The organism is Actinoplanes flavus (genome assembly GCF_017592555.1).
Taxonomy (GTDB): domain Bacteria; phylum Actinomycetota; class Actinomycetes; order Mycobacteriales; family Micromonosporaceae; genus Actinoplanes; species Actinoplanes flavus.
The window spans coordinates 79,078-104,167 of record NZ_JAGFNS010000001.1 but is presented as its reverse complement, the minus strand read 5'-3'; the positions used below and the strand labels follow the sequence as shown (position 1 = coordinate 104,167).

The window sequence follows — 25,090 nt, the reverse complement described above, 5'->3', positions numbered from 1 at the left end:
TGTGGGTCCTCAGATCAGGAGGCCGCCGGTGGCGCGGATGTTCTGGCCGGTCAGCCAGGCGGCGTCGGGGCCGGCCAGGAAGGCGACGACGGCGGCGATGTCGGTGGGCCGGCCCAGGCGCTGGAGCGCGGTGAAGGCGGCCGTCTGAGCGAGCGATCCGGGGGTGCCGGCCGAGCGCAGCATGTCGGTGTCGGTGGCGCCGGGGGAGACGGTGTTGACCGTGATGGCGCGGGGGCCGAGTTCGCGGGCGGCGACGGCGGTGATCTGCTCCAGGGCGGCCTTGCTCGCGCAGTAGAGGGCCAGGCCGGGCGCGGGGACGGCGGTGTTCAGGGTGGAGATGTTGACGACCCGGCCGCCGTCGCGGAGCAGCGGGATCGCGGTCCGGAGGGTGAACAGCGGGAACTTCGTGTTGATCGTCAGGATCCGGTCGAAGTCTTCCGGGGTGAGGTCGGCGATCGGGCGGTTCAGCGTGACGGCGGCGTTGTTCACCAGGATGTCCAGGCCGTCCCGGAGCGGCTCGAACACGGCCGGGAGGGTGTCCGGGTCGGCCTGGTCACATCGGACGGCGACCGCGCCGATCTCCGCGGCCAGCGCACCGGCCGCGTCCTTCGACGTGTGGTAGGTGAAGACCACCCGGGCGCCGTCCGCGGCCAGGCGCTGGGCGACGGCCCGGCCGATGCCGCGGGAGCCGCCGGTGACGAGGGCCGTCTTGCCGGTGAGGGGAGGCGTCATGCCCTCGCACGCTAGGCGCGGGCGGCCGGCCGGTCTTGAACGAATGCGCGCAGCGACCCCGGGGTGAGGCCGGCCAGAGCCCGCATGTCGCGGGTGAGGTGCGGCTGGTCGGCGTAGCCGGCGTCGGTGGCCGCCCGGGACAGTGCCGCGCCGGTCGCGACCAGGCCCACGGCCCGCTGGAACCGGGCGATCCGGGCGACCGTGCCGGGGGAGAGGCCGAGCACCCGCTGGAACGCGACCTCCAGACGGCGGCGGCCCACCCCGAGACCGGCCGCCACGGCACCGACCCGAGCCCGGCCGGTACTCCGCTGCAACCGCCACCACGCGGCCGTGACCAGCGGATCCTCCGGTAGGTCCGGGTCCAGCCGGGCGGTCAGCCAGGTGTCCAGCCGACGGAAGCGGGCGGCCCAGGTCGGGGCTTCGGCGAGGTGTTCGGCGAGGGCGGCGTCGTCGCGGCCGAGCAGGTCGGCGAGCGGTACGGCCCGCCCGGCCAGTTCCCGTGGTGGGACGCCGCCGAGCAGCGCGGACACGCCGGCCGGGGTGAGGCCCACGGTGACGCCGCGCCGCCAGCGGTCCGGGCCGCCGAGTCCCGGCGTGGATCGTGGGCCGGTCGCCACCCGGCACTCCCCGGTCAGGTCGACGACCAGAACCGGCACGTTGATCGGGAGGAGGCGGTGGGCGACCGGGGCGATGGCGCTGAAGGCGCTGTACGCCAGCACGTGCCGCCGTAGCCGGGGGTGCGGCCGGCCCACCGTGGTCCGGCACGCCGCCGGGACCGGTGCGGCCGGTATCGAGTGGATCATCGGGGGCGGGGGATCAGGCGGAGCGCCGTGGGGGCGTGGGCCGGGACCGCGGGGAAGTGCGGCGGGATCGGGTCGAGACGCCGGTAGGTGTCGCCGAGGGCCGGGCGCCGGTCGGGTTCGCCCTTGTTGGGCCAGAGGGCGGTGGCCCGTTCGGCCAGGGCGGTGATGGTGAGGGACGGGTTCACGCCCAGGTTGGCCGGGACCGTGGAGCCGTCGACGACGTGCAGGCCGGGATGCCCGAAGACCCGGTGGTACGCGTCCACCACCCCGGTCTCCGCCGACTCACCGATGGTGGCGCCGCCGAGGATGTGCGCGGTGAGCGGGATGTTGACCACGTCGCCGAGGGTGCCGCCGGGGTAGCCGCCGATCCGGTCGGCGATCCGCCGGACCGCCTCGTGGCCGACCGGGATCCAGACCGGGTTGGCCCTACCGTGCCCGAGGGTGGTGGTCAGCCGCCCGAACCGGGTCCGCCGGACCGTCAGCGAGTTGTCCAGGGTCTGCATGACCAGGGCGATGATGGTGCGTTCGCTCCACCGGCGGACCGACAGGGAGTGGCCGAAGACGACCGGGTGCCGCAGCGCCTGCCACAGGAAGCGGAGCGGGCGCGGCACCCGGCCACCGCCGTCCACCAGGATCGTCGACAGCAGGCCCATGGCGTTGCTGCGCGGGCCGTACCGGACCGGCTCGATGTGGGTGTCGGCGTCCGGGTGGAACGACGAGGTGATCGCGATGCCCTCGGAGAACGGCCGTTCCGGCACCTCCTTGGTGGCCGCGCCGAGCAGGGCCTCCGAGTTGGTGCGGGTGAGCCGGCCGAGCCGTCCGGAGAGCCCGGGCAGCACGCCGGAGTCCTTCATGGCGTGCAGCAGTCGCTGGGTGCCGAGCGCGCCCGCCGCGAGGATCACCTGGCCGGCCGTGAAGACGCCGGTCCGGGTCTGGACCCGCCAGCCGTCGCCGTCCGGGCGCAGCGCGGTGACCTCGGTGTCCGGGTGCACCACGGCCCCGGCGCGCTCGGCCAGGTAGAGGTAGTTGACGTCGAGCCGGTTCTTGGCGCCGACGGTGCAGCCGATCATGCAGTTGCCGCATTCGACGCAGCCGGTGCGGTCCGGGCCGGCGCCACCGAAGTACGGGTCCGGCACGGTCTTGCCCGGTTCGCCGAAGAACACCCCGACCGGGGTACGCCGGAACGTGTGGCCCACCCCCATGTCCTCGGCCACCTGCTGGATCACCACGTCGGAGGCGGTCATGCTGGGCTGTTCGGTGACGCCGAGCATCCGGGACGCCTGGTCGTAGAAGGGGTCGAGTTCGCCGGCCCAGTCGGTGATCCCGGACCAGTGCGGGTCGGCGAAGAACGGCGCGGGTGGCCGGTAGAGGGTGTTGGCGTAGACCAGCGATCCGCCGCCGACCCCGGCCGCGGACAGCACCATGATGTCCTTGAGCAGGGTGATCCGCTGCATGCCGCGCAGCCCCAGCCTGGGCGCCCAGAGGAAGTTGCGCAGGTCCCAGGACGTCTTGGGCAGGGTCTCCGGGGTGAACCGGCGGCCGGCTTCGAGCACGCCGACCCGGTAGCCCTTCTCCGCCAGCCGCAGTGCGCTGACGCTGCCACCGAAGCCGCTGCCGACGATCACGATGTCGTAGTGCGTCATCGTGTCACCTAATCATTACCGGCCGGTAACCCTCAATATCTCAGCGCCGGTAGATACGGATCGAGTGGCCGACGTTCCCGATCTCGGTGCTGCTCTCGATCCAGCTCTTCAACCGGGGCCCGGCGAGCGCCACCCGGGAGTCGGAGACCACGAGCAGCCCGCGGACCTGGTCGTCGGGGACGCTGTACGGATCCCGCGCGTCGATCCCGTAGTACCCCGGCACACCCGAGCCCTTGTAGACCAGCCACACCTGCTCGCCCGGATGGTCGGTGCGCAGTCGCTGCCCGAGCCGGGCGAGGTCCTGCCCCCAGTCGACGTTGGCGTCGTGCAGGTTCAGGTGGGTCCGGTCCGTCCCGCCGAACGCCTCGTTCGAGTAGGGCAGGTAATAGGGGAACGTCAGCAGCGAGCTGACCGCCACGAAGAGCACCAGCAGGCCGGTGGTGATCCGCGCCCACCGGAGGCGGATCAGCGCGACCGTACCGGCGGCCACGGCCAGGAACATGGGCAGGAAGATCGAGTAGCGGGTGCCGTAGTTGCGCTCGCCGGTCATGCCGACGGCCACCAGCAGCGCGGAGACCGGCAGCACGTAGAGCGCGGCGGCCCGCAGCCGCGGCATCACGATCATGGTGACCGCGCCGGCCAGCCAGAGCGCCAGCATCCCGAGCGGCGTCTTGATCATGATCGCGGCCGGCAGGTAATACCAGGGCGAGCCCTGGTAGGCCTCACCGAGCAGGAACCCGTTGAACGAGCGGTTCTCGAACTTGAACTGGATCAGCATCCCGTCCTGGTAGGCCTGCGGGAGCGGCAGCAGGTCCACGGCCAGCCGTTTCAGCTCGTGGATCTGGTCCAGGCCGGCCGGGGTGGTCCAGCGCAGCCGCGGATCCACCATCAGGTAGGTGAGCCACACCACGGCCACCGCGATCACTCCGGCGCCCAGCGCCGCTCCCGCGGCGATCATCAGACGCCGCCCACGCTGATCGGTCCGGTTGCGCCAGGTCGACAGTCCGGCCAGGAGCACGAGCACCGGTACGGCGGGGAGCACGCTCATCCTGGTCGCCATCGCCGCGCCGAGAGCGGCCCCGGCCAGGGGCACGTAGAGCGCCGGCCGGGTGCGGGCCCGCCAGGCCAGCCAGAAGGCGGTCAGCAGCATCCCGGCGGCGGGCACGTCCAGGGTGGCCAGCGAGCCGTGCGCGATCACGTCGGGGGAGAAGCTGTAGAGGGCCAGGGCGATCAACCCGGCGAGCGGCCCGGCCACGTCCCGGGCGAAGGCCAGCACCACCAGCCCGAAGAGGAGGGTGAGCAGGATGACCGGCAGGCGGGCCAGGAGCATCAGCTGGAACGGGTTGTTGCCGGTCTCGTACAGCAGGTGCCGGCCCAGCCGGGTCTGGTTGCCCGGGTAGGCCGGGTCCAGCCCGGCCCCGGCGAAGGCCGTCCCGGCCGCGATGATCAGCTTGCCGAGCGGCGGATGCTCCGGGTTGTAACGCAGGCTGTGCTGCTGCCGGTACACCTCGGCGGTGGCCACGTAGACCGGCTCGTCGATGGTCGGCGACTGCTGGATCGCCGTGGTGACCATGGCGAACGCCATCTGCCCCAGCATCGCCAGCACCGCCAGGAGTTGGATCAGGCGGCGTCGTGGCATCGGGCCAATCTAGCCGGGCCGCCGGGCGGAACGAGAACACCCCCGGCGGACCGGCCGCCGGGGGTGCGTCGTCACGTGGGTGTCAGACCGTGGAGGCGACCCGCTGGTCCTCGGTCTGGCCCGCCTCGAACTCCTCGTAGGCGGCCTGGGCGGCGGCCAGCTTGGCGGGGAACTGCTGGCAGGCGCGGAACAGCTTGAAGATGAGGAACGCCTCGAAGGCGAGCAGGCCGGCGCCGATCGCGATGGTGACCGGGAAGATCAGGCCGGTGATCGGTCCGATGATGAAGACCGTCATCTCGTACTCGATGCCGCTGATCAGGTGGGTGCGGATCCGGTTGCGGCGCAGCGTGGCGCCGATCCGGTTCTTCAGCGAGCCGCCACCGGTGGCGGCCGGGGCGGGCTCCGGCATCTCGTCGACCGGCTCGGCCATCTCGGCGGCCGGCTCGGCCTGCACCCGCACCGGCTTACGGTACGCGTCGATCTGGTCCTTCATGCTGCGCCGGACCTTGGTCATCTGAGCGCTGTTCAGGTACCGGAACAGGTCCAGGAAGATCGCCACGGACATCAGCCAGAGGTACGCGACCTCGCCGGTCCTGGCGTACTGACCGCCGAAGAGGCAGAGGGCGATGATGAAGACCCGGACCCGGTCGAGAACGAAGTCGAGCCACTGCCCGAACATCGTCCCGGTGCCGTTCAGCCGCGCGATCTTGCCGTCCATGCAGTCGACCACGAAGCTGATGTGGAACAGGATCCCACCGGCGACGAGGTACCACCGCTCACCGACGGCGAAACAGGCGGCCGCGCCGAAGCCGAAGATCGACGCGACGAGGGTCAGAATGTTGGGCGTGATCCACCGGTACGGCGCCACCAGACGCACCAGTCGCGACGCCAGGGGGTCGACCAGAAGCACGGTCCACCACGCGTCGACCGGTTTGTAGGTCCGTTCCCGGATCTCCTGCAAGGTCACCTTCACCCGCGGCACTTTATCCCTTAATCCCATGAAAACGCTATGTACCCCGTCGGTTCACCAAGGTCACTACCAGCGGTAACGTCCATCGCGGCGGGGGGTAGCCGAATTCTGCTCGGTTATTACGAACCGGTGTCGATTCCGGACGCGACGACACCGTTCGCGCACCCGCAGACTCTACGCCCGGCCCGCGCGGGGCCGAGCGCGGACCGGCGGTCGATCGAGCGGGTCAGCGGGCGCGCAACTCGGCGCCGACCTCGTGCAGGTGCCGCAGGGCCTGCCGGTAGGACTCCAGCAGCCCGGTCATCTCGTACGGCACGCCGATCTCGGCGCAGTAGTCGCGCACGATCGGCTGGGCCGCCCGCAGGTTCGGCGTCGGCATGGCCGGGAACAGGTGGTGCTCGATCTGGTAGTTCAGCCCGCCCAGCGCCACGTCGACGAACCGCCCACCACGTACGTTGCGCGAGGTCAGAACCTGTTTGCGCAGGTAGTCCTCGGTGCCGTCCGGATGCGGCATGCCCTTGTGGTTGGGGGCGAAGGTGAGCCCCAGGTAGACACCGAACAGCGCCTGGTGCACCACCAGGAAGGCCAGCGCCTGCAGCGGGGACAGCACGATCAGGAGCGCGGCGGCGTACCCGATGAAGTGGAGCGCGAGCAGCGCGGACTCCAGGCCGCGCCGCTTGACCGACCCGGCACGCAGCGCGCGGACGCTGTCCCGCTTGAGCGACAGGCCCAGCAGGGTGAGCAGCGGAAAGAAGAAGAAGGCCTGATACCGGACCAGGAAGCCCTTCCCGCGGGCCCGCTCCGCCGACCAGACCAGCACGTCCGGGCTCACGTCCGGGTCGAGGTCGTCGTGGTTCGGGTTGGCGTGGTGCTTGGTGTGCTTGTCCATCCAGTAGCCGTAGGACATGCCGATCGCCAGGTTCCCGGCGATCAGCCCGGCGCGGGCGCTCGGCGCGTTCGTGCGGAACACCTGCCGGTGCGCCAGGTCGTGCGCCACCAGCGCCACCTGGGCGAAGGCGACGGCCAGGACGACGGCCACGGCCAGCGTCCACCACGACGCGCCGACCAGGGCGAACGCGGTCCATCCACCGACATAGGCGAGGGCGACCAGACTCAGGCGTACGGCGTAGTGGCCGGGCCGGCGGCGCAGCAGGCCGGCCGCGTTGATCCGGCGGTTGAGTTCGGCGAAGTCGCTGCCGGTTCGTGTCTCGGCTGTCGTCGTCATGAGTCCAGGGAACGTGACGTGGCCCCACCGGGTCAGGAGTGCCAGCTCCCGTGCCGGGGTAGGGCTGGCACTACCGACAATCCGGCGGCGTACGGCCAGGATGGGGGCATGGACTCGCGTGACTGGATCCGCGACGGCCTGCGCGCCGTAGCGGGCGCGGCGCTGGCCGTCCCCCTGGCCATCGTCAACATCCCGCTCCTGGTGCTCTTCGTGGCGTCGCTCGCGCTGACCCCGGCGCTCGGGCTCGGGCTGGTGCTGCTCCCGTTGGTGACCATGCTGATCCGGGCCCGCGCCGACCTGGCCCGGCGCCTGGCCGCCGGCTACCGGGTGGCGATCGCCCGCCCGTACCGGCCGCGCCCGGAGCGTGCGGTGCCGGGCGGCATCCGGCACTACCGGTGGCTGGTCACCGACCCGGCCACCTGGCGGGACGCGGCGTGGCTGCTGCCCGGGGCGATCACCGGGCTGGCCCTCGCGCTGGTGTCGCTGGGCATCGTCGCCTACGGGGCGGAGGGCATCCTGCTCATCCCGCTCTGGGTGTCGCTCGGCGTGGACGGCTACGGCTACGGCGTGATCTGGCCGATCGACACCGTCGGCGAGGGCTTCCTGTCCCTGCCGCAGGGCGTGGCGATCCTGGCCATCGGCGTGGCGGCGGCGCCCTATCTGCGGCAGGCGGAGGCGTACACGGCCCGGGTCTTCCTGGCCCCGACCCGCGCCGCCGAGCTGCGCCTGCGGGTCAGCCAGCTCACCGTCACCCGGGCCGACACGGTCGACGCGCAGGCCGCCGAACTGCGCCGGATCGAACGGGACCTGCACGACGGCGCCCAGGCCCGGCTGGTGTCGCTGGGCATGACCATCGGGCTGGCCGAGGAGATCATCGACGACGACCCGGCCACCGCCCGCAAACTGCTCGCCGAGGCCCGGGAGAGCAGCACGACCGCCCTGCACGAGCTGCGCCACCTGGTCCGCGGCATCCATCCGCCGGTGCTCGCCGAGCGTGGCCTGGAGGGTGCCGTGCAGGCGCTCGCCATGGCGCTGCCCATCCCGACCGCGGTCACCGCGGCGCTGCCCGGCCGGCTGGACACGCCGGTCGAGTCGGCCGCCTACTTCGCGGTCGCCGAGGCGCTGGCCAACGCGACCCGGCACGCCGGCGCCGGCAACGCCGCCGTGGAGCTCTGGCACACCGGGGACCTGCTGCTCCTACGGGTGAGCGACGACGGGCGGGGCGGGGCCGACCCGGACCGCGGAACCGGACTGCGGGGTATCGAACGCCGACTCGCCGCCTTCGATGGCACGATGAGCCTGTCCAGCCCGCCGGGCGGACCGACCGTCGTGACCATGGAGCTGCCGTGCGCGTTGTCATCGCCGAGGATCTCGCCCTCCTCCGGGACGGCCTGACCCGGCTTCTGCGGGCGTACGACTTCGAGGTGGTGGCCGCCGTCGAGGACGGGCCGTCCCTGCTGCCCGCCCTCGTCGAGCACCGGCCGGACGTGGCCGTCGTCGACGTCCGGCTGCCACCCACCTTCACCGACGAGGGTCTCCAGGCGGCCATCGCGGCCCGGACCACGGTCCCCGGCCTGCCGGTGCTCGTCCTCTCCCAGCACGTCGAGCCGCTCTACGCCCGGGAGCTGCTCACCGACCGCCGGGGCGGGGTCGGCTACCTGCTCAAGGACCGGGTGGCGAACGTGGCCCAATTCGTCGACGCGGTCCGCCGGGTGGCGTCCGGCGGCACCGTGATGGACCCGGAGGTGGTCGGCCAGCTGCTGGCCCGGCACCAGCCGCCGCTGGCCGCCCTGACCGTCCGCGAGCGGGAGGTGCTCGGTCTGATGGCCGAGGGGCGGTCCAACGGGGCGATCGCCACCAAGCTCTTCGTCGGTGACAAGGCGGTCAGCAAACACATCAACAGCATCTTCACGAAGCTGGGACTGCCGCCGTCGGACGACGACCACCGCCGGGTGCTCGCCGTCCTGGCCTATCTCAACGGCTGAGTCTCGCGATCCGGCCGTCCTGACCGGAAGCCCAGCAGGAGCCGTCCGCGGTACAGGCCACCGCGTCGAAGCCGCCGGTGTCGAACCGGCGCCAGGTGACCCCGCCGTCGTAGGAGACGTCGCTGCCGGTCGGCCCGACCGCCAGCGCGGTCCGGCCGCGCCAGGCCACCCCCGACCGGTACTCGCCGGGAACCGTGCGGGAGACGGTCCAGTGCCGGCCGCCGTTCCGGGTGACCGCCGAGCCGTCCGGCGCCGCGGTGGGGGCCGCGTAGTCGCCGCCGACCGCGAGCCCGTGCCACGGGTCCCGGAACGCCAGCGAGTAGATCCCGGCGCTCGGGCCGCTGGGCACCGGTGAGCCGGTGACCGTCCAGCTCCGGCCGCCGTCGCGGGAGGCGAACACCCGGGCGGTGACGTCGCCGCCGGTGGCGAACCAGGCGTGCCCGCCGGCCGAGACCAGGCAGGTGCCGCTGGCCGCGAAGGCGAACTCGCCGGGCAGCGCGTCCGGCATCCGGTCGGTGGGGCGGATCCGCCAGGTGCGGCCGCCGTCGGAGGTGGCCAGGATCCGGAACTTCCCGCCGACCGGGTCGGACAGCGCCAGGCCGTGCCGCCGGTCGAGGAAGGTCATGCAGTCGTAGAAGGCGGCCGGTTCGTCGTTGCGGAACGTCTCGGTCCAGGTGGCGCCGCCGTCCGCGGTCGTGTAGATCCGGGAGTCCGCGCCGTTGCCGATGGTGAGGGCGACGGCGTGCCGGGCGTCGGCCGCCTCGATGTCGCGGAACTGGAGCGCGGCGGCCTCGGGTGGCCCGACCGAGGCCCAGGTGCGGCCGCCGTCGACGGTGCGCAGCACGGTTCCGGCGGAGCCGGCCGCCCACGCGACCTTCCCGCTGACCGGGGCCAGACCACGGAACCGGGCGGTCACCCCGGTGTCGGTGAGCTGCCAGGAGGGCCCGCTGTCCGGGGTGAATCCGAAACCGCCGAGCATGACGAGTGCGAGCGCTGCTATGGACAGTTTTCGATGCGACGTCATGCCCGCCGAACCTACCGGGTCACGCGGCGGATTTCGATGGACTCGGGGACGGCGTGGGTGGCCGGTCGTCCTCACCGGACAGCAGGCGGTTCGCGAGCAGCCCGCCGCCCAGCACCGCGACCGCGGCGATCATGGCGGCGATGCCCTGGGCCACCGGGCGCGGCCGCTGCCCGGGCATCCGCCGGAACCCGTCCGGTGGTTCGGCCATCGGTGCCTCCCTCCAGCGCCCTCGTCGTTTCCAACGATGCGGGGTCTCCTTCGGGTGTCACCCGAACCGGGTCGCCCGAACAACCGGGTATGAAGCCATGTGTCCGGCATTCACGATTGAGGGAGGTTTCGTCAGGAGGTGCGCTGATGGATGACCGTTTCCGATCAAGTTTCCGGCGGGGTGCCGTGGCCGGTCTGGCCGTCATGTCGGTGGTCGCCTTCCTGGCCGGCCTGGCGGTCCGGGCCTACGCCGGCGCGGTGCCCGACCGGCCCGCCGTGGTCGACGCCCGGTTCGGCGACCGGCCCGGCCTCAGCCGTCCAGCAGCGCCCGCAGACGAAGACTGTCCGCCGTCGTCCAGCCCGGCGGTGGAGCGATAGTGGCCCACCCGTCGACCGTCTCCGACTTGTAGACGTGGCCGTGCCCGGTCGGCACCTTGTTGGAGAAGACCAGGTCGCAGGTGATCTGCCAGAAGGTGATGCCCGGGTACCAGTGCATGTCGGGAGTGACGTCGGGGGCCCGCCGCCCGCTCAGCCACTCCGGCTGCTTCCAGAGCAGGTCCCAGCTCCACCAGACCACCGGATCGGTCGCGTTCTGGAGGTAGACCACCTTGGGCCGGGCGCCGGTCAGGGTGCGCAGCTCGGCCGCGTCGTCGGCGAACTCGACGGCCAGGCCCGGGTAGTCCGGGTCCCAGACCGGGCTGCCCTCGGCGCGGCCCTCGGTGAGCGCCCGGTGCGCCGGGTTCGCGAAGGTCGGCCCGAGCAGCAGCGCACCGTCCGCCCCGTCGACCAGGCCCTGCGGGGTGCCGAAGGTCTTCTCCATCCCGTACGTCCCGAGGCTCTCGCCGAACAGCAGCAGCCGGGGCCGCTCGCCCACCGGCATGGCCGCCCACCGCTCGCGGACCGCGCCGATCAGGGCGTCGGCCGCGTCCACCACCTCGGACCGGTCGCCCAGGAAGGCGAAGAAGCTCGGCAGGTAGGAGTACTGCATGGACACCAGCGCGGTGTCGCCGGCGTACATGTACTCCAGGGAGCGGGGCACCTTGCTGTCCACCCAGCCGGTCCCGGTGGGTGTGATGATCGCCACCACCGCCCGGTCGAAGGCCCCGGTCCGTTCCATCTCCCGGACCACCAGGGCGGCCCGCTCCTCGACGGTGTACGCCGAACTGAGGCCGGCGTAGAGGCGGATCGGCTCCAGGGCGGGCCGGCCGGCGAAGGCGGTCAGCTGCTCGCCGGTCGGGACGCCGGCCACGAACGCCCGCCCCTGCCGGCCCAGCGAGTCCCAGGAGACCAGCGATCGGGGCCCGCCGGAACGCAGCGGTGACTCCGGAACCCGCACGCCGTCGCCGGTCCCGCTGTTGACCACGGCGGCCGACCGGTCGGCGATCGAGAACATCTGGGTGATCAGCAGGCTGTCCACGGCGCCGTACGCGAGCAGGGCCACCACCACCGAGCCGGCGCACCAGGCGGCTGGGGGCGGGACGAACTGCCGGAACAGCCAGGCGCACCCGTGCGTGGACAGCCGGAGCAGCCGGGCGATCAGCAGCAGCAGGCCGAAGGTGAGCAGGCTCACCCCGACGGTGCGGGCCACGTCGTGTTCCTCGGCCGGCGGCATGCCCAGACGGATCCGCAGGTCACGCTGCCAGCGGGTGCCCAGCCAGAGGAAGACCACGACGAGCAGCGGCACCACGGCGAACAGGACGCTCCAGGCGATCCGGACGGTCCGGGCGGTGGGCTGCCGCCACCCGCGACGGAACAGCGCGCCCAGGGTGGCGCCGAGTGCGTACCCCATGGCGGCGGTGATTCCGGCCACCACGCCCTGGAGGGACCAGTCCCGGGGGAGCAGGGACGGGGTGAAGGAGAGGCAGTAGAAGACGGCCGCGAAGGCGGCGCCGGTGAGGCTGAGGCCGGAGCGCACGATGCGCCGCCGGGCCGGGGTGAGCGGTGGCTCGGTGGTGTGTGGAGAGGGCTGCCCGGGTGAGGGTTGCGGGGCGGGGATCCAGCCACGAAACGGCGCGAGCCAGCCTGTCGGCGGCGCCACCACCTGTCTGCGCATCCGGTGCTCCGTTTCGTCGCGGCCGGCCTCGGACCGGGGTGACGGACGCAACCCGGCACGTTCCTCTCCATCATCGTGGGTCTATGCCACCGGGCGCCGCCCTATTTCCCTCTGAATTCAGGGCGCCCGGGTTCGTTCAGCCGGGCCGCCGTCTGCCGATGACAAGCGGTGAGGAGGGACGTCATGCGGCTGCGTAACTGGATCGCGGTGCTGATCAGCGTGCTATTGCTGGCCGGCGCCGGGGTCGTCGGCATTCTGGTCAACCGTTCGACCGTCGAGGCGGTCGAGACGGTGCACCAGAACGACACCACCGCGCTCGGCACCAACAACGGCACCCTTACGGGACAGCTCCAGAAGAACTCGGTGAGGGAGCTCACCCTCCTCCTCGGCCAGATCGCTGTCCGCCTGGCCGCCGACGACGCCAAGGACGGCGCCTCGCTCGCCGTGGCCGCCAAGAAGAGCACCACCTTCCAGTACGGGATGATCACCGCGGATCTCGACGGCAACTTCCTGACCGCGAGCCGGACCGGCGGCCTGCCGGCGCAGGACGACCCCGCCTGGGCGCCGCTGTGGGACAAGATCAAGACCGAGAGGTACGGCTTCTCCGGCGTGATGAACGCGGGGGACACCTATGTGGCCGCAGTGGGCATCCCGGTCACGGTCGGCGGGGGCGCGGTCGGCTACCTGATCGGCCTGAACGAGGTGGGGCAGACCCCGCTGCACAACTACATCCGCGAGCTGCGCAGCACCGCCCACGAGACGATGATCGTCGACACCGCCGGGCGGATCGGGGCGGCCAGCGACGACACGCTCATCGGCGGCGTCGTACACCCCGACATCAAAGCACGGCTGGACCGCGATGAGGCCCAGTTCGTCGAGTACACCGAGAACGGCCGGGACATGATCGCGGTGGTGGTCGGCGGCCTGACCAGCGACTGGTCCTATGTGCGGACGCAGACCAAGGCCTCCTTCGACGGCGCCGTCTACAGCCGCAGCCAGACCCTCAACCTCACGCTGCTCGCCATGCTGGTGATCGGTGTGGTGGGGATCACCCTCCTCGGGTACCGGACGCAGATCCAGCGGCGCCGCGCCGACGAGCGGTTCCAGGCGCTCTTCCAGCACGCCCCGGACCTGGTGTCGGTCCTGGACGGAACGGGCCGGATCGTCTTCAGCAGCCCCAGCACCACGTCGGTGCTCGGCTTCGCGGCCGGCTCGCGGACCGGGCACAGCGTCTTCGAGGTGGTGCACCCCGAGGACCAGCAGCAGATGCGCGAGGGGCTGACCACCCTGCTGTCCGACCCGTCCGGCGTGCTGCGCCTGCAGTGCCGGGTGCGGACCGCCGACGGCGAGTACCGCTGGTTCGACTTCACCGCCTCCAACCAGATGCAGAACGCGGCGCTCAGCGGCGTGGTGATCAACGCCCGGGACATCTCGGAGAACCGGGCCTTCCAGGAGCGGCTGGAGCACGAGGCCCAGCACGACCCGCTGACCGGTCTGCCCAACCGGCGCCGGATGCAGGACAAGCTCCACTCGTCGCTGCGTGCCGACTCGGTGGCGGTGCTCTTCGTCGACCTGGACGGGTTCAAGCCGGTCAACGACGCGCACGGGCACGAGGTCGGCGACGAGCTGCTGCGCCAGGTGGCGGACCGGCTCAGTGCGTGCGTACGCGCCAGCGACGTGCTGGCCCGGGTCGGTGGCGACGAGTTCGTCATGCTGATGCCCGGGGTCGTCGAGCCGGGTGACGTCGACGCCATGAGCAACCGCGTACGGTACGTTCTCGGGCTGCCGTTCCGGATCGACGGGCACGAGATCCAGATCGGCGCCAGCGTCGGGGTGCACCTGGCTCCGGCCGCCGGTGACCCGGACGAGGCCCTGCGGGCCGCCGACCACGCCATGTACGAGATCAAGCACTCGCGGCGGGTCCCGGCCGGAACGGTGGCCCGGGTCGGCCGGCACCGCGCGCCGGACTAAACTTCGTGCACACTGGGTGCACGAAGTTTCCGGATGAACGGTGGTGGCTGCGGTGTCCAAGGTCCTCTCCCGGCGAGACCTCGACTTCCTGCTGTACGAGTGGCTCGGCGCCGAGTCGCTGACCGCCCGTGAGCGGTTCGCCGAGCACTCGCGCGAGACGTTCGACGCGTTCCTCGACGTCTCCCAGCAGATCGCCGAGCGCGACTTCGCGCCGCACAACCGGGCCGGTGACCTGACCGAGCCGACCTTCGACGGCGAGAAGGTCACGATCATCCCGGAGGTCAGCCGGGCGCTGCGGGTCTTCGCCGAGTCCGGGCTCCCGGCCGCCGGCATGGACGCCGAGCACGGCGGCCTCCAGCTGCCGCACGTGGTGCAGCGGGCCTGCTTCCTCTGGTTCCAGGCCGCCAACACGGCCACCTCGGCCTACGCCATGCTCACCGCGGGCAACGCCCACCTGCTGCTCACGCACGGCACCGAGGAGCAGATCCGGCGCTACGTGCACCCGATGATCGAGGGCCGGTTCACCGGCACCATGTGCCTCTCCGAGCCGCAGGCGGGTTCGTCGCTCAGCGACGTGACGACGAAGGCCACCCGGCAGGCCGACGGCACCTACCGGATCGACGGCGGCAAGATGTGGATCTCCGGCGGCGACCACGAGCTGAGCGAGAACATCATCCACCTGGTGCTCGCCCGGGTGGACGGCGCGCCGGCCGGGGTGAAGGGCCTGTCGCTGTTCATCGTCCCGAAGCGGAACCTGGAGACCGGCGAGCGCAACGGCGTCGTCCTGGCCGGGCTCAACCACAAGATGGGCTACCGGGGCACCACCAACGCGGTGCTCGCCTTCGAGGGCGCGGCCGGTGAGCTGGTCGGCGAGGAGGGCCGCGGCCTGGCGTACATGTTCCACATGATGAACGAGGCGCGGATCGGCGTCGGGTCCGGCGCGGTGGCCCTCGGCTACACCGGGTACCTGCACGCCCTCGCGTACGCCCGGGAGCGTCTCCAGGGCCGCCCGGTGAACGGCAAGGACCCGCTGGCCCCGCCGGTGCCGATCGTCGAGCACCCGGACGTCCGCCGGATGCTGCTGGCCTCCAAGTCGTACGTCGAAGGTGGTCTCGCCCTGGTCCTCTACGCGGCGAAGCTGCTGGACGAGCCGTCACCGGAGAACGACCTGCTGCTCGACGTGCTCACCCCGATCGTGAAGGCCTGGCCGTCGCAGTGGTGCCGGCTCGCCGACGACCACGCCATCCAGGTCCACGGCGGCTACGGCTACACCCGGGAGTACCCGGTCGAGCAGTTCTACCGGGACAACCGGCTCAACTCGATCCACGAGGGCACCGACGGCATCCAGGCCCTCGACCTGCTCGGCCGCAAGGTGACCATGCGCGGCGGCGCCGGCCTGGGCCTGCTGCTCGACCGGATCCGGGCCACCGCGTCGCGGGCGCCGGCCGAGCTGGGCGGCCCGGTGCTGAACGCCGCCGACCGGCTGGCCGCGACGACCGCCAAGCTCTGGGCGACCGGTGACCCGTCGAGCGCCCTGGTCAACGCCACCGCCTACCTGGACGCCGCCGGCCACCTGGTGATCGCCTGGCTCTGGCTGGAGCAGCTGCTCGCCGCCGAGGGCAAGGAGGGCGACTTCTACCAGGGCAAGCGGCTGGCCGCCCGGTACTTCGTCACCCACGAGCTGCCCCGGATCGGCCCCATGCTGGACCTGCTCGACTCCGGCGACACCCTGCTTCGGGACATGGACGACGCCTGGTTGGGCTAAGTTCAGGCCATGGCCGGTAAAGCCACGATCATCGAAGTCGGCGACCACGACGTCCGGATCTCCAACCCGGACCGCGTCTACTTCCCGGAGATCGGCGCCACGAAGCTCGACCTGGTCGAGTACTACCTGGCGGTGAGCGACGGGATCGTCCGCGCGCTACGTGAGCGCCCGTGCATGCTGCACCGGTTCCCGGACGGCCTGGCCGGGGAGAAGGTGCACCAGAAACGGGTGCCCAACGGCGCGCCGCCGTGGCTGGAGACGGTCCGGGTGACGTTCCCGCGCTACAACCGGCACGCCGACGAGCTGTGCGTGACAAAACCGGCCGACGTGATCTGGGCGGTGCAGATGTCCACCGTGGAGTTCCATCCGTGGAACTCCCGGCGGGCCGACACCGAGAAGCCCGACGAGTGGCGCATCGACCTGGACCCGATGCCGGACTGCCCGTTCGGCACGGTCCAGCGGGTCGCCCCGGTGGTCAAGGAGGTCCTCGACGAGCTCGGCATCACCGGCTATCCGAAGACCTCCGGCGGCAAGGGCCTGCACGTCTACGTGCGCATCGAGCCGTCCTGGGGCTTCTCCGACGTCCGGCGGGCCGCCCTCGCCTTCGCCCGCGAGGTGGAGCGGCGCGCCCCCGACGACGTGACGACCACCTGGTGGCGCCGCGACCGCGACCCGTCCGCGCTGTTCATCGACTACAACCAGAACGCGCGCGACCACACCATCGCCAGCGCCTACTCGGTCCGCGGCGTTCCCACGGCCACCGTCTCCACCCCGGTCACCTGGGACGAGATCCAAGATCTCGACCCCAGAGACTTCACCATCCGTACGGTGCCCGCGCGCTTCGCCGAGCGAGGGGACCTGCACGCCGCCATCGACGACCACGCGCACTCCCTGGACACCCTGCTGGAGTGGGCCGACCTCGACGAGCAGTCCGGCCTGACCACCCCCGACGAGAAGTCCCAGGACTGACCGTTGAATTCTGTCAGCCGCGAACTGCCGGAGCATCGGTCGCGAACCGATACTCCTTCTCAGCGAGAAGACGATATTTCGTCAGACGCTCAGCAGCCAGCCGAATGTGTGCGTCGGTGAACAGCCGGGCCTTACGAAGACTCCATGCCGACACCCGGTCGCTCAGCACCCCGATGTCCGCGGTAGGCGGAGGTTGAATGGACGCCCAGTGCACGGTGGCCAGGAGTTCCAGGCTGTAGGGAGCCTCGAATCCGGCGACGAGATCCAGCACGGCCGCCAGCTGCGCCCGGTGTTCGGGATGCCGCTCCAGCAGCGCGGCCGAATCCTCCCGGGTCCCCGTCGTGGGCGTGATGGGCGCCAGCTCGGTGACCCGGGACGATCTGTCCCCGAGCCCGGTCAGATAGTGCCCCTCCAACGCGGCCAGCACCTGCCCGATGCGGTCCGAGTAGGGGCCGTACGTCCCCCGCGCGAACCGTAGGTTGAACGGTGCTCCGGCCAGCTGGAGGAAATAGGCCAACTTCTGGATCTCCAGCTCGCTCACGCCCTCGCGGAACTCCTGCAACCGGGCCCGGTCGAGGTAGACCGCGATCGCGCTCAGCAGCAGTGCGCGTGGGCCGGTCAACGGTGGGCGAGGAGTGGCATCCGGCATCGTGTTAGCCGGTGGTGCTCCTTCGGGCGCGAAAACCACGCAGCGGACGTTCGGGATCGTCTGGCAGGCGGCCTCGATCAGCGGGCGAACGTCGTGCCACTCCAGGCCACCGTTTCCGCAGCCGAGAGCGGGTATCGCTATCGACCGGACGCCGGTCCGCCGGACGGCGAGGAGGAGATCATCGAGTCCGGAGCGGATGTCTTCGAGCCGGGCCGCGTTACGCCAGTGACCCTTGGTCGGAAAGTTGAAGATGTATCGCCGGGGCCCGAACATGCCGCGGTCGAAGACGAACACGTGACCGAGCAAGACCTCGCCGCGATCACAGGCCGCCCGATATGCGCGGTAGTTGTCCGGATAAGCCCGCTTGAACTGGAGGGCGATGCCTTTGCCCATCACCCCCACCGTGTTGACCGTGTTGACGAGGGCGTCAACGTCCGCGGTGAGGAGATTTCCGTGCCCCTCTTCGATCACCGATGACCACCTCCCTCTTCCTTGCTGCAATACCCGTAGTACCAGTCGGGTATGACAGAAACACGCTTCGTGATCGACAGGTCGGCCAGGGCTTCCCGAGCCCGCTCGGCGTACTCGGGACTGTACGCCGTCACCTGGTCGAAAACCGTGAGCGGAACCGCCCTGTGGACAAGGAACTCGGCCATGCGGCGACGCTGCCGGTCGAGGTCCTCTCCGGTGTTGTTCCACCGTTCCGCGCTCATCAGCGGCCAATCCACCAGGGTGTCCAGTTCCGGCAGGTCGACCGTGAACACGGTTGCCCCGTTTGCCGCGTTGCCATCCGTGCCTACCCAGGTCAACCCGGCGTCGACGACCGATCCGACAGTGCTGACGAGGTAAACGAGCGGGCGATCACCGCCGTTGTAGCGACCTGGTCTGTGGTCGCGGTGATCGCACGCGATGCGGTACATCATCGGTGAGCGCGGCGCGAAGTAGAAGGGGACGTAGTCGCCGACGCAGCCGCCCGGGCCCGTCGGAACGCGCCGTCCGCGCCGTAACTCCTTGATGTCTGGATCGCCGACCTCCGCTCGGGTCAAGCCCACGCGAGCGGTCACATCGCAGCTCAGCCGGCCGCTTGCCGCGATGGCCGGAAGGTTGTCGATGTGGGTGAAATGGGCGATCCGGCGCTGACGTATCCGATCAGCCTCATGTGGCGACACTCGGCGTGACTCCCCGCTGGTATGGCTGTGCGCCGCCCAACCATATCGGCGTGGAGTCCTTTGTGGAGGAGGGTCACCTCGGCGTACGCCCGGCCGTGCTCTCCCGGACGATCAGCCGGTGCGGCGCGCGCAGCTCGAGTCCCGCCGGGGGAGTGGGGCTGCTGATGCGCAGCAGCAGCCGCTCCACCGCGGTGGTCGCGATCATCTCCTTGTCCGGCGAGATCGTGGTGATCGTCGGGTTGGAGAACCGTCCGTCCTCGATGTCGTCGTAGCCGACCACCGCGACGTCCTCGGGCACTCGCAGCCCCCGCGACAGAAGCGTCCGGATCGCCCCGAGCGCCACCAGGTCGCTGTAGCAGAACACCGCGTCCGGCGGCTCCGCCAGGTCCAGCAGATGCGCCATGGCCTGGGCGCCGTCCGGCCGGTTGAACCGGGGCGTGCTGATGATCAGATCCTCCCGTGGGGTCAGCCCCCGGGCCGCGTGCGCCTCGCGGAAGCCCCTGGTGCGCCGCTGGGCCGCCTCGCCGGTGGCGTAGGGCTGGTCGCCGATGGCCGCGATCCGCTGCCGGCCCAGGTCGATCAGATGCTCGGTGGCCTGCCGGGAGGCCGCCACGTCGTCGATGCCGACGTGGTCGAAGCTGCCGTCGCTGGACCGCTCGCCGAGGATGACCAGGGGCAGCCGGTGGTCGCGGTTGGTGAGTGCCTGCTGGTCGAGGCCGAGGGGGCTGAAGATGACGCCGTCGAAGAGCAGCCGGCGGGAGCCGTCGGCGATGAACGCCCGCTCGTGCTCGGGGTCGCCGTCGGTCTGGTCGATCAAAACGTTATAGCCGCTGACCCGCGCCGCGCGGATCACGCTCTGCAACAACTCGGAGAAGTACGGGGTGTCCAAGTACGGCACGACGACCGCGATCTGGCCGGACCGGCCCTGTGCCAGGTTCCGCGCGAGCACGTTGGGTCGGTAGCCGAGCTCCTCGACCGCCCGTTGCACACGCTCTCGCGTACGCTCGGTGACGTTGGCGTAGCCGTTGACCACGTTGGAGACGGTTCGGCTGGAAACGCCGGCCAACTCCGCGACGTCACGCAGAGTGACTTCTCGACGCATTCTTGCCCCCTCTGGCCGCCCCAAGTTTCCGGCAGGTTACCCCTTGCCGTCGTTATAGGGTCCCGTGCATGCTTTGCTTTGCAGCGCTGCAAAAGCGTAGCAAGCCAGCTCGGCCAGCGGTGAATTCCGTTGAGGCGTGCGTAGTTCGACCTGATGGCCGACCCCCGATGTGCCAGCACCGGAGGTCGGCTCTCTGAGCCCTGCCGGGCCTCAGAACTGATCAACTGGATACGCATCTACTTGTCTGTGAGGACCCAGTGAACATCGGCAACTTTAGTGCACGGAAAGTCAGTCGGCGATCAGTTGTGGCAGCCATCGCGGCGACGGCGACCGCCGTGACCCTGGCGGCGTGCGGTGGCGGCGACGACAAGCCGGATGCCGCCGCCAAGCCGACCGGCACGGTCACCGTCAAGGTGTGGGCCTGGTACCCGGAGTTCAAGGCGGTCGTCGACCAGTTCAACGCGACCCACACCGACGTCAAGATCGAGTGGACGAACGCGGGCACCGGCCAGGACCAGTACACGAAGTTGCAGACGGCGCTGAAGGCCGGCAAGGGCGCCCCCGACGTGGTGATGCTGGAGCTGCAGGAGATCCCCACCTTCGCGCTCACCAAGCACCTGGTCGACCTGGGCAAGTACGGTGCGAACGATGTCAAGGGCGACTACGCCGGCTGGGCGTGGAGCCAGGTCAGCTCCGGTGACCAGGTCTACGCGATCCCGGTCGACGCCGGCCCCATGGCGATGATGTACCGCGAGGACATCTTCAAGAAGTACGACCTGACCGTGCCGACCACCTGGGACGAGTACAAGGTCCAGGCCGAGAAGCTGAAGGCCGCCTCCGGTGGCAAGAGCTTCATGACCGACTTCGGCGCCAACGACGGCGGCTTCATGACCGGTCTGTTCTGGCAGGCCGGCGCCAAGCCGTACACCTACGACATCGCGAACCCGGGCAGCATCGGCGTGAACGTCAACAGCGCCGAGGCCAAGAAGGTCTTCGAGTACTGGGAGGGCATGGTCGGCGCCGGTCTCGCCGACACCACCGCCTTCCACACCACGGACTTCTACAACGGCCTCGGCTCGGAGAAGTACGCCACCTACCTCGCGGCCGGCTGGGGCCCCGGTTACATCCAGGCCAACGCCGGCGGCGCGGCCGGCAAGTGGAAGGTCGCCCCGCTGCCGCAGTGGACCGCCGGCGCGAACGCCCAGGGCGACTGGGGTGGCTCCTCGTTCGCGGTGACCGACCAGGCCCGGTACCCGGACATCGCGGCCAAGGTCGCCATGGAGATCTTCGGCGCCAAGAACAGCGAGGCCTGGAAGATCGGCATCGACAAGGCGTTCCTGTTCCCGACCGTCACCCCGGTCCTGGAGTCCGACGCGTTCACCGGCAAGACCTACGACTTCTTCGGCGGCCAGAAGGTCAACGAGGTCTTCGTGCCGGCCTACAACGCGATCGGTGACCTCGACTGGAGCCCGTTCAACAGCTACAACTTCAACCAGCTGACCACCAACCTGGGCCAGGCGATCGAGAAGAAGACCTCCTGGACCGCGGCGCTGGACACCGCGCAGGAGAACATCAAGACCTACGCCACCCAGCAGGGCTTCAAGGTTCAGTAATGACCGAGGTGCAGACGTCCCCCGCGGCCGCTCCGGCGGCCGCGGGCCTCTCGCCCGGAACGGGCACCCGGCGCTCGGCGCGGGTCAAGGAGGCGGCCACCGGCTGGCTCTTCGCCCTGCCGTTCACCGTCCTGCTGATCGCCTTCCTGCTGCTCCCGATGGCGTACGCCTTCAAGATCAGCCTGTACCGCTCCACCCTCATCGAGGGTGAGGTCTTCGCCTGGTTCGACAACTACCGGCAGGCGATCGACGACCCGCTGGTGCGCGAGGGCGTGGTCCGGGTCCTGATCTTCGGCCTGCTCCAGACTCCGGTGATGATCGGGATCGCCCTGGTCGCGGCCCTGCTGATCGACGCCGCCACCTCGCGGTTCTCGCGGTTCTTCCGGCTGGCGGCGTTCGTCCCCTACGCCGTGCCGGTGGTCATCGGCACGCTGATGTGGGGCTTCCTCTACAGCGACAGCATCGGCCCGTTCGCCTGGACCGGCATCGACTTCACCTCCAGCGGCACGGTGCTGGCGTCGCTGGGCAACATCGTCACCTGGCAGTGGGCCGGCTACAACATGATCGTCCTGTACGCGGCGCTCCAGGGCCTGCCGCGGGAGACCTACGAGTCGGCCCGCATCGACGGCGCGACCGAGGTGCAGATCGCCCTGCGGATCAAGACACCGATGATCTCCTCGGCGCTGGTCCTGGCGACCCTCTTCACCATCATGGGCACCCTGCAGTTCTTCACCGAGCCGCTGATCCTCCAGCCGCTCAACCCGGGCGCGATCACCCAGCACTACACACCCAACGTGTACGCCTACAACCAGGCGTTCTCGTTCCAGCAGTACAACTACTCGGCGGCGATCTCGTTCCTGCTCGGCGCGGTGGTCTTCATCGGGTCGTACATCTTCCTGTTTGCCACCCGGAAGAGGAGCGCGCTGCGATGACTTTCCGGAAAGGCAGCGTCGCCGCCCACGTCGTGATGGGCCTGCTGGCGATCTACTTCCTCCTTCCGTTCTGGTGGCTGGTGGTCGCCGCGACGAAGGACAACACCGGGCTCTTCCAGTCGGCGTCGCTCTGGTTCTCCGACTTCCACCTGATCGACAACCTGCGGATCCTGTTCGAGCAGGACGGCGGGGTCTACGTCACCTGGCTGCGCAACTCGGCGTTCTACGCCGTGGTCAGCGGCGTCGGCGCGACGGTCATCTCGGCGCTGGCCGGCTACGCCTTCGCGAAGCTGCGCTTCCCCGGCCGCAACGCCCTGTTCGCGCTGCTCCTCGGCCTGATCATGGTGCCGGCGACGGCGCTCGTGCTGCCCACCTACCTGCTCATGTCGCAGGCGAACCTGGTCGACACGATCTGGGCGGTCATCCTGCCGTCGCTGCTCAACCCGTTCGGCGTCTACCTGCTGCGCGTCTACGTGCACGACTCCATTCCGGACGAGATGCTCGAGGCGGCCCGGATCGACGGCGCCGGCGAGTTCCGGGTGTTCACCAGCGTGGCCCTGCCCGCGATGAAGCCCGCCCTGGTCACCGTTCTGCTGTTCAGCATGGTCGCGTCCTGGAACAACTTCTTCCTGCCGCTGGTGATGCTGAGCGACGACCAGCTCTACCCGCTCACCGTCGGGCTCCGGGCCTGGTACATGTCGGCGATCATGGGCAACGGCGGCGCGGCGACCTTCAGCGTGATCGTGACCGGCGCTCTCGTGGCGATCGTCCCCCTGATCGCCGCCTTCCTGATGTTGCAGCGGTACTGGCGCGGTGGCCTGACCATCGGCTCCGTCAAATGAGGTTGTTCGCGACCTACCTCGACCCTCGCCTGGTGTGGGCGGGGCGAAGGACGTCTCAACCGTCGCGAACAACCTCCTTTTAGCCCGTACGCGCATCTCCTCCTCTTCTCGGTAAAGGGAACAACCATGCTCCGTGCGCGTGTCGCATTGAATCCGGGTGCCGTCGTGGCGCCGGTCAGCCGCCGGACCTTCGGCTCGTTCGTCGAACACATGGGCCGCTGCGTCTACACCGGCATCTACGAGCCGGGCCACCCACTCGCCGACGAGGACGGCTTCCGTACCGATGTGCTGGCCCTCGCCCGCGAGCTCGGCGTCACCATGGTCCGGTACCCGGGTGGCAATTTCGTCTCCGGTTACCGCTGGGAGGACGGCGTCGGACCGGTCGGGAAGCGGCCCCGCCGGCGCGACCTGGCCTGGCGCAGCATCGAGACCAACGAGGTCGGCATCGACGAGTTCGCCAGGTGGGCGGAGAAGGCCGACGTCGAGATCATGTACGCGGTCAACCTCGGCACCCGTGGCGTGCAGGAGGCGCTCGACGTACACGAGTACCTCAACCACCCGGAGGGCACCGCGCTCTCCGAGCAGCGGCGGGCCAACGGCGCCGAGAAGCCGTACGGCGTCAAGATCTGGTGCCTCGGCAACGAGCTGGACGGTCCGTGGCAGACCGGGCACAAGACCCCCGAGGAGTACGGCCTGCTCGCGGCCGCCACGGCACGGGCGCTGCGGTCCGCCGAGCCGGATCTGGAGCTGGTCGCCTGCGGCAGTTCCAGCTCCTCGATGCCGACCTTCGGGACCTGGGAGTCGACGGTTCTGGAGCACGCGTACGACCTGGTCGACTACGTGTCCTGCCACGCGTACTACGAGGAGCACGACGGCGACCTGGGCTCGTTCCTGGCCAGCGCGGTCGACATGGACTACTTCGTGAACAGCATCGTGGCCACCGCGGACGCGGTCGGCGCCCGGCTGAAGAGCAAGAAGAAGATCAACCTCTCGTTCGACGAGTGGAACGTCTGGTACCTCTCCCGGTTCCAGAGCGCCCCGCTGCCGGAGGAGTGGAAGGTCGCCCCGCCGGTGATCGAGGACCGGTACCACGTGGCCGACGCCGTGGTGGTCGGCAACCTGCTGATCTCGCTGCTCCGGCACAGCGACCGGGTGACCGCGGCCTGCCAGGCGCAGCTGGTCAACGTGATCGCCCCGATCATGACGGAGCCCGGCGGCCCGGCCTGGCGGCAGACCATCTTCCACCCGTTCGCCAAGACCGCGGCCCTGGCCAAGGGCGAGGTGCTGCGGCTGCACATCGACACCCCGACGTACGAGACCGCCAGGTACGGCGTGGCCCCGGTCGTCGACGCGGTCGCCACGCACGACCCGGCCACCGGCGACGTGACGGTCTTCGCGGTGAACCGGGACGTGACGAACCCGGTCGAGTTCATCGTGGACCTGAGCGCGTTCGGTGAGATGGCCGTGGCCGAGGCGTGGACGCTGACCGACGAGGACGACCTCTACGCGAGCAACACCAGGGACGACCCGGACCGGGTCACCCTGCGCCCGACCGCCGAGGTGCCCACCGGGGCGGTGGCCGTCGACGGCGGCGCCGCCACCCTCACCCTGCCCCGCGTCTCCTGGAACGCGATCCGTTTCTCCCGAACCGCCTGATCAGCCGGCCGGGAAAGTGTTATCGGAGGGCAGCCGGAAACGTCGGCGAAATAATCATTAAAGCAACGTTAAAGGCACTGGGAGAGCGGTTTCTGAAGGCGAATACTGCGGTCGTTCCCTGACCGTCACACCTTCGGAGGC

General features: G+C 70.4%; 22 protein-coding genes. 10 read left to right on the top strand and 12 right to left on the bottom strand.

All coding sequences use genetic code 11. From position 1 onward, the window contains the following. Positions 1 to 9 precede the first annotated feature (9 nt). The 6 genes from J5X75_RS00490 to J5X75_RS00465 all read right to left on the bottom strand — a co-directional run bounded on the left by J5X75_RS00490 (position 10) and on the right by J5X75_RS00465 (position 7,012). Positions 10 to 732, bottom strand: coding sequence for an SDR family oxidoreductase (locus J5X75_RS00490; protein ID WP_208465112.1), 723 nt, complete (start codon positions 730 to 732; stop codon positions 10 to 12). Between the two features lie 11 nt (positions 733 to 743). Continuing rightward, complete coding sequence (locus tag J5X75_RS00485) at positions 744 to 1,535, bottom strand: AraC family transcriptional regulator (protein WP_208465110.1); 792 nt, start codon at positions 1,533 to 1,535, stop codon at positions 744 to 746. After that, the gene (locus J5X75_RS00480; protein WP_208465109.1) at positions 1,532 to 3,178 is read right to left on the bottom strand and encodes a GMC oxidoreductase; all 1,647 of its coding nucleotides are present in this window, start codon (positions 3,176 to 3,178) and stop codon (positions 1,532 to 1,534) included. Before J5X75_RS00480 ends, J5X75_RS00485 begins: the two co-directional genes overlap by 4 nt. Before the next feature lie 40 nt (positions 3,179 to 3,218). Continuing rightward, on the bottom strand, positions 3,219 to 4,817 hold the full coding sequence (locus J5X75_RS00475; RefSeq protein ID WP_208465108.1) for a phospholipid carrier-dependent glycosyltransferase: 1,599 nt from the start codon (positions 4,815 to 4,817) through the stop codon (positions 3,219 to 3,221). Between the two features lie 82 nt (positions 4,818 to 4,899). Beyond that, positions 4,900 to 5,790, bottom strand: a complete 891-nt coding sequence (locus tag J5X75_RS00470) for a CDP-alcohol phosphatidyltransferase family protein (protein WP_208465107.1) — start codon at positions 5,788 to 5,790, stop codon at positions 4,900 to 4,902. 223 nt (positions 5,791 to 6,013) lie between these two features. Next, on the bottom strand, positions 6,014 to 7,012 hold the full coding sequence (locus J5X75_RS00465; RefSeq protein WP_208465106.1) for a fatty acid desaturase family protein: 999 nt from the start codon (positions 7,010 to 7,012) through the stop codon (positions 6,014 to 6,016). Positions 7,013 to 7,120: 108 nt separating this feature from the next. Here J5X75_RS00465 and J5X75_RS00460 point away from each other — a divergent pair, with 108 nt between their 5' ends. Together J5X75_RS00460 and J5X75_RS00455 are read left to right on the top strand one after the other, a co-directional pair. Continuing rightward, entirely contained in the window at positions 7,121 to 8,407 is a 1,287-nt protein-coding gene (locus J5X75_RS00460) for a sensor histidine kinase (protein ID WP_208465105.1), read from the top strand. Next, complete coding sequence (locus J5X75_RS00455) at positions 8,359 to 8,997, top strand: response regulator transcription factor (protein ID WP_208465104.1); 639 nt, start codon at positions 8,359 to 8,361, stop codon at positions 8,995 to 8,997. Before J5X75_RS00460 ends, J5X75_RS00455 begins: the two co-directional genes overlap by 49 nt. Here the strand turns inward: J5X75_RS00455 and J5X75_RS00450 are convergent. Further along, complete coding sequence (locus J5X75_RS00450; protein WP_238487103.1) at positions 8,987 to 10,021, bottom strand: sialidase family protein; 1,035 nt, start codon at positions 10,019 to 10,021, stop codon at positions 8,987 to 8,989. The genes J5X75_RS00455 and J5X75_RS00450 overlap by 11 nt on opposite strands. A gap of 19 nt (positions 10,022 to 10,040) precedes the next feature. Beyond that, entirely contained in the window at positions 10,041 to 10,229 is a 189-nt protein-coding gene (locus J5X75_RS00445; protein WP_208465103.1) for a hypothetical protein, read from the bottom strand. A 146-nt stretch (positions 10,230 to 10,375) separates the two neighbouring features. Between J5X75_RS00445 and J5X75_RS00440 the strand changes: the two genes are divergently transcribed. Next, a complete protein-coding gene (locus J5X75_RS00440; RefSeq protein WP_208465101.1) occupies positions 10,376 to 10,606 on the top strand; it encodes a hypothetical protein in 231 nt (76 codons plus the stop codon). On the opposite strand, the gene J5X75_RS00435 is transcribed toward J5X75_RS00440, so the two are convergent. Beyond that, on the bottom strand, positions 10,539 to 12,281 hold the full coding sequence (locus J5X75_RS00435; RefSeq protein WP_208465100.1) for an alpha/beta hydrolase: 1,743 nt from the start codon (positions 12,279 to 12,281) through the stop codon (positions 10,539 to 10,541). The genes J5X75_RS00440 and J5X75_RS00435 overlap by 68 nt on opposite strands. A gap of 183 nt (positions 12,282 to 12,464) precedes the next feature. Here J5X75_RS00435 and J5X75_RS00430 point away from each other — a divergent pair, with 183 nt between their 5' ends. The 3 genes from J5X75_RS00430 to ligD are packed head-to-tail and all read left to right on the top strand — an operon-like array spanning position 12,465 to position 16,986. Then, positions 12,465 to 14,252 (top strand): sensor domain-containing diguanylate cyclase, encoded by a 1,788-nt coding sequence (locus J5X75_RS00430; RefSeq protein WP_208465099.1) that lies wholly within the window; start codon positions 12,465 to 12,467, stop codon positions 14,250 to 14,252. 52 nt (positions 14,253 to 14,304) lie between these two features. Continuing rightward, entirely contained in the window at positions 14,305 to 16,017 is a 1,713-nt protein-coding gene (locus J5X75_RS00425; RefSeq protein ID WP_372450821.1) for an acyl-CoA dehydrogenase, read from the top strand. A 9-nt stretch (positions 16,018 to 16,026) separates the two neighbouring features. Continuing rightward, a complete protein-coding gene (ligD, locus tag J5X75_RS00420) occupies positions 16,027 to 16,986 on the top strand; it encodes a non-homologous end-joining DNA ligase (RefSeq protein ID WP_208465097.1) in 960 nt (319 codons plus the stop codon). A gap of 13 nt (positions 16,987 to 16,999) precedes the next feature. On the opposite strand, the gene darG is transcribed toward ligD, so the two are convergent. The 3 genes from darG to J5X75_RS00405 form a co-directional block, all read right to left on the bottom strand. Then, positions 17,000 to 18,106, bottom strand: a complete 1,107-nt coding sequence (gene darG, locus J5X75_RS00415) for a type II toxin-antitoxin system antitoxin DNA ADP-ribosyl glycohydrolase DarG (protein ID WP_208465096.1) — start codon at positions 18,104 to 18,106, stop codon at positions 17,000 to 17,002. Next, on the bottom strand, positions 18,103 to 18,804 hold the full coding sequence (gene darT, locus J5X75_RS00410; RefSeq protein ID WP_208465095.1) for a type II toxin-antitoxin system toxin DNA ADP-ribosyl transferase DarT: 702 nt from the start codon (positions 18,802 to 18,804) through the stop codon (positions 18,103 to 18,105). The genes darG and darT overlap by 4 nt, the downstream gene beginning before the upstream one ends. Positions 18,805 to 18,877: 73 nt before the next feature. Continuing rightward, positions 18,878 to 19,906 (bottom strand): LacI family DNA-binding transcriptional regulator, encoded by a 1,029-nt coding sequence (locus J5X75_RS00405; RefSeq protein WP_208465094.1) that lies wholly within the window; start codon positions 19,904 to 19,906, stop codon positions 18,878 to 18,880. 305 nt (positions 19,907 to 20,211) lie between these two features. On the opposite strand from J5X75_RS00405, the gene J5X75_RS00400 reads away from it, so the two are divergent. The 4 genes from J5X75_RS00400 (at position 20,212) to arfA (ending at position 24,949) form a co-directional block, all read left to right on the top strand. After that, entirely contained in the window at positions 20,212 to 21,519 is a 1,308-nt protein-coding gene (locus J5X75_RS00400) for an ABC transporter substrate-binding protein (protein ID WP_208465092.1), read from the top strand. After that, positions 21,519 to 22,451, top strand: coding sequence for a carbohydrate ABC transporter permease (locus J5X75_RS00395; RefSeq protein ID WP_208465091.1), 933 nt, complete (start codon positions 21,519 to 21,521; stop codon positions 22,449 to 22,451). The genes J5X75_RS00400 and J5X75_RS00395 overlap by 1 nt, the downstream gene beginning before the upstream one ends. Beyond that, the gene (locus J5X75_RS00390; protein WP_208465090.1) at positions 22,448 to 23,293 is read left to right on the top strand and encodes a carbohydrate ABC transporter permease; all 846 of its coding nucleotides are present in this window, start codon (positions 22,448 to 22,450) and stop codon (positions 23,291 to 23,293) included. The genes J5X75_RS00395 and J5X75_RS00390 overlap by 4 nt, the downstream gene beginning before the upstream one ends. A 126-nt stretch (positions 23,294 to 23,419) precedes the next feature. Further along, the gene (arfA, locus tag J5X75_RS00385) at positions 23,420 to 24,949 is read left to right on the top strand and encodes an arabinosylfuranosidase ArfA (RefSeq protein ID WP_208465089.1); all 1,530 of its coding nucleotides are present in this window, start codon (positions 23,420 to 23,422) and stop codon (positions 24,947 to 24,949) included. Positions 24,950 to 25,090 lie beyond the last annotated feature (141 nt).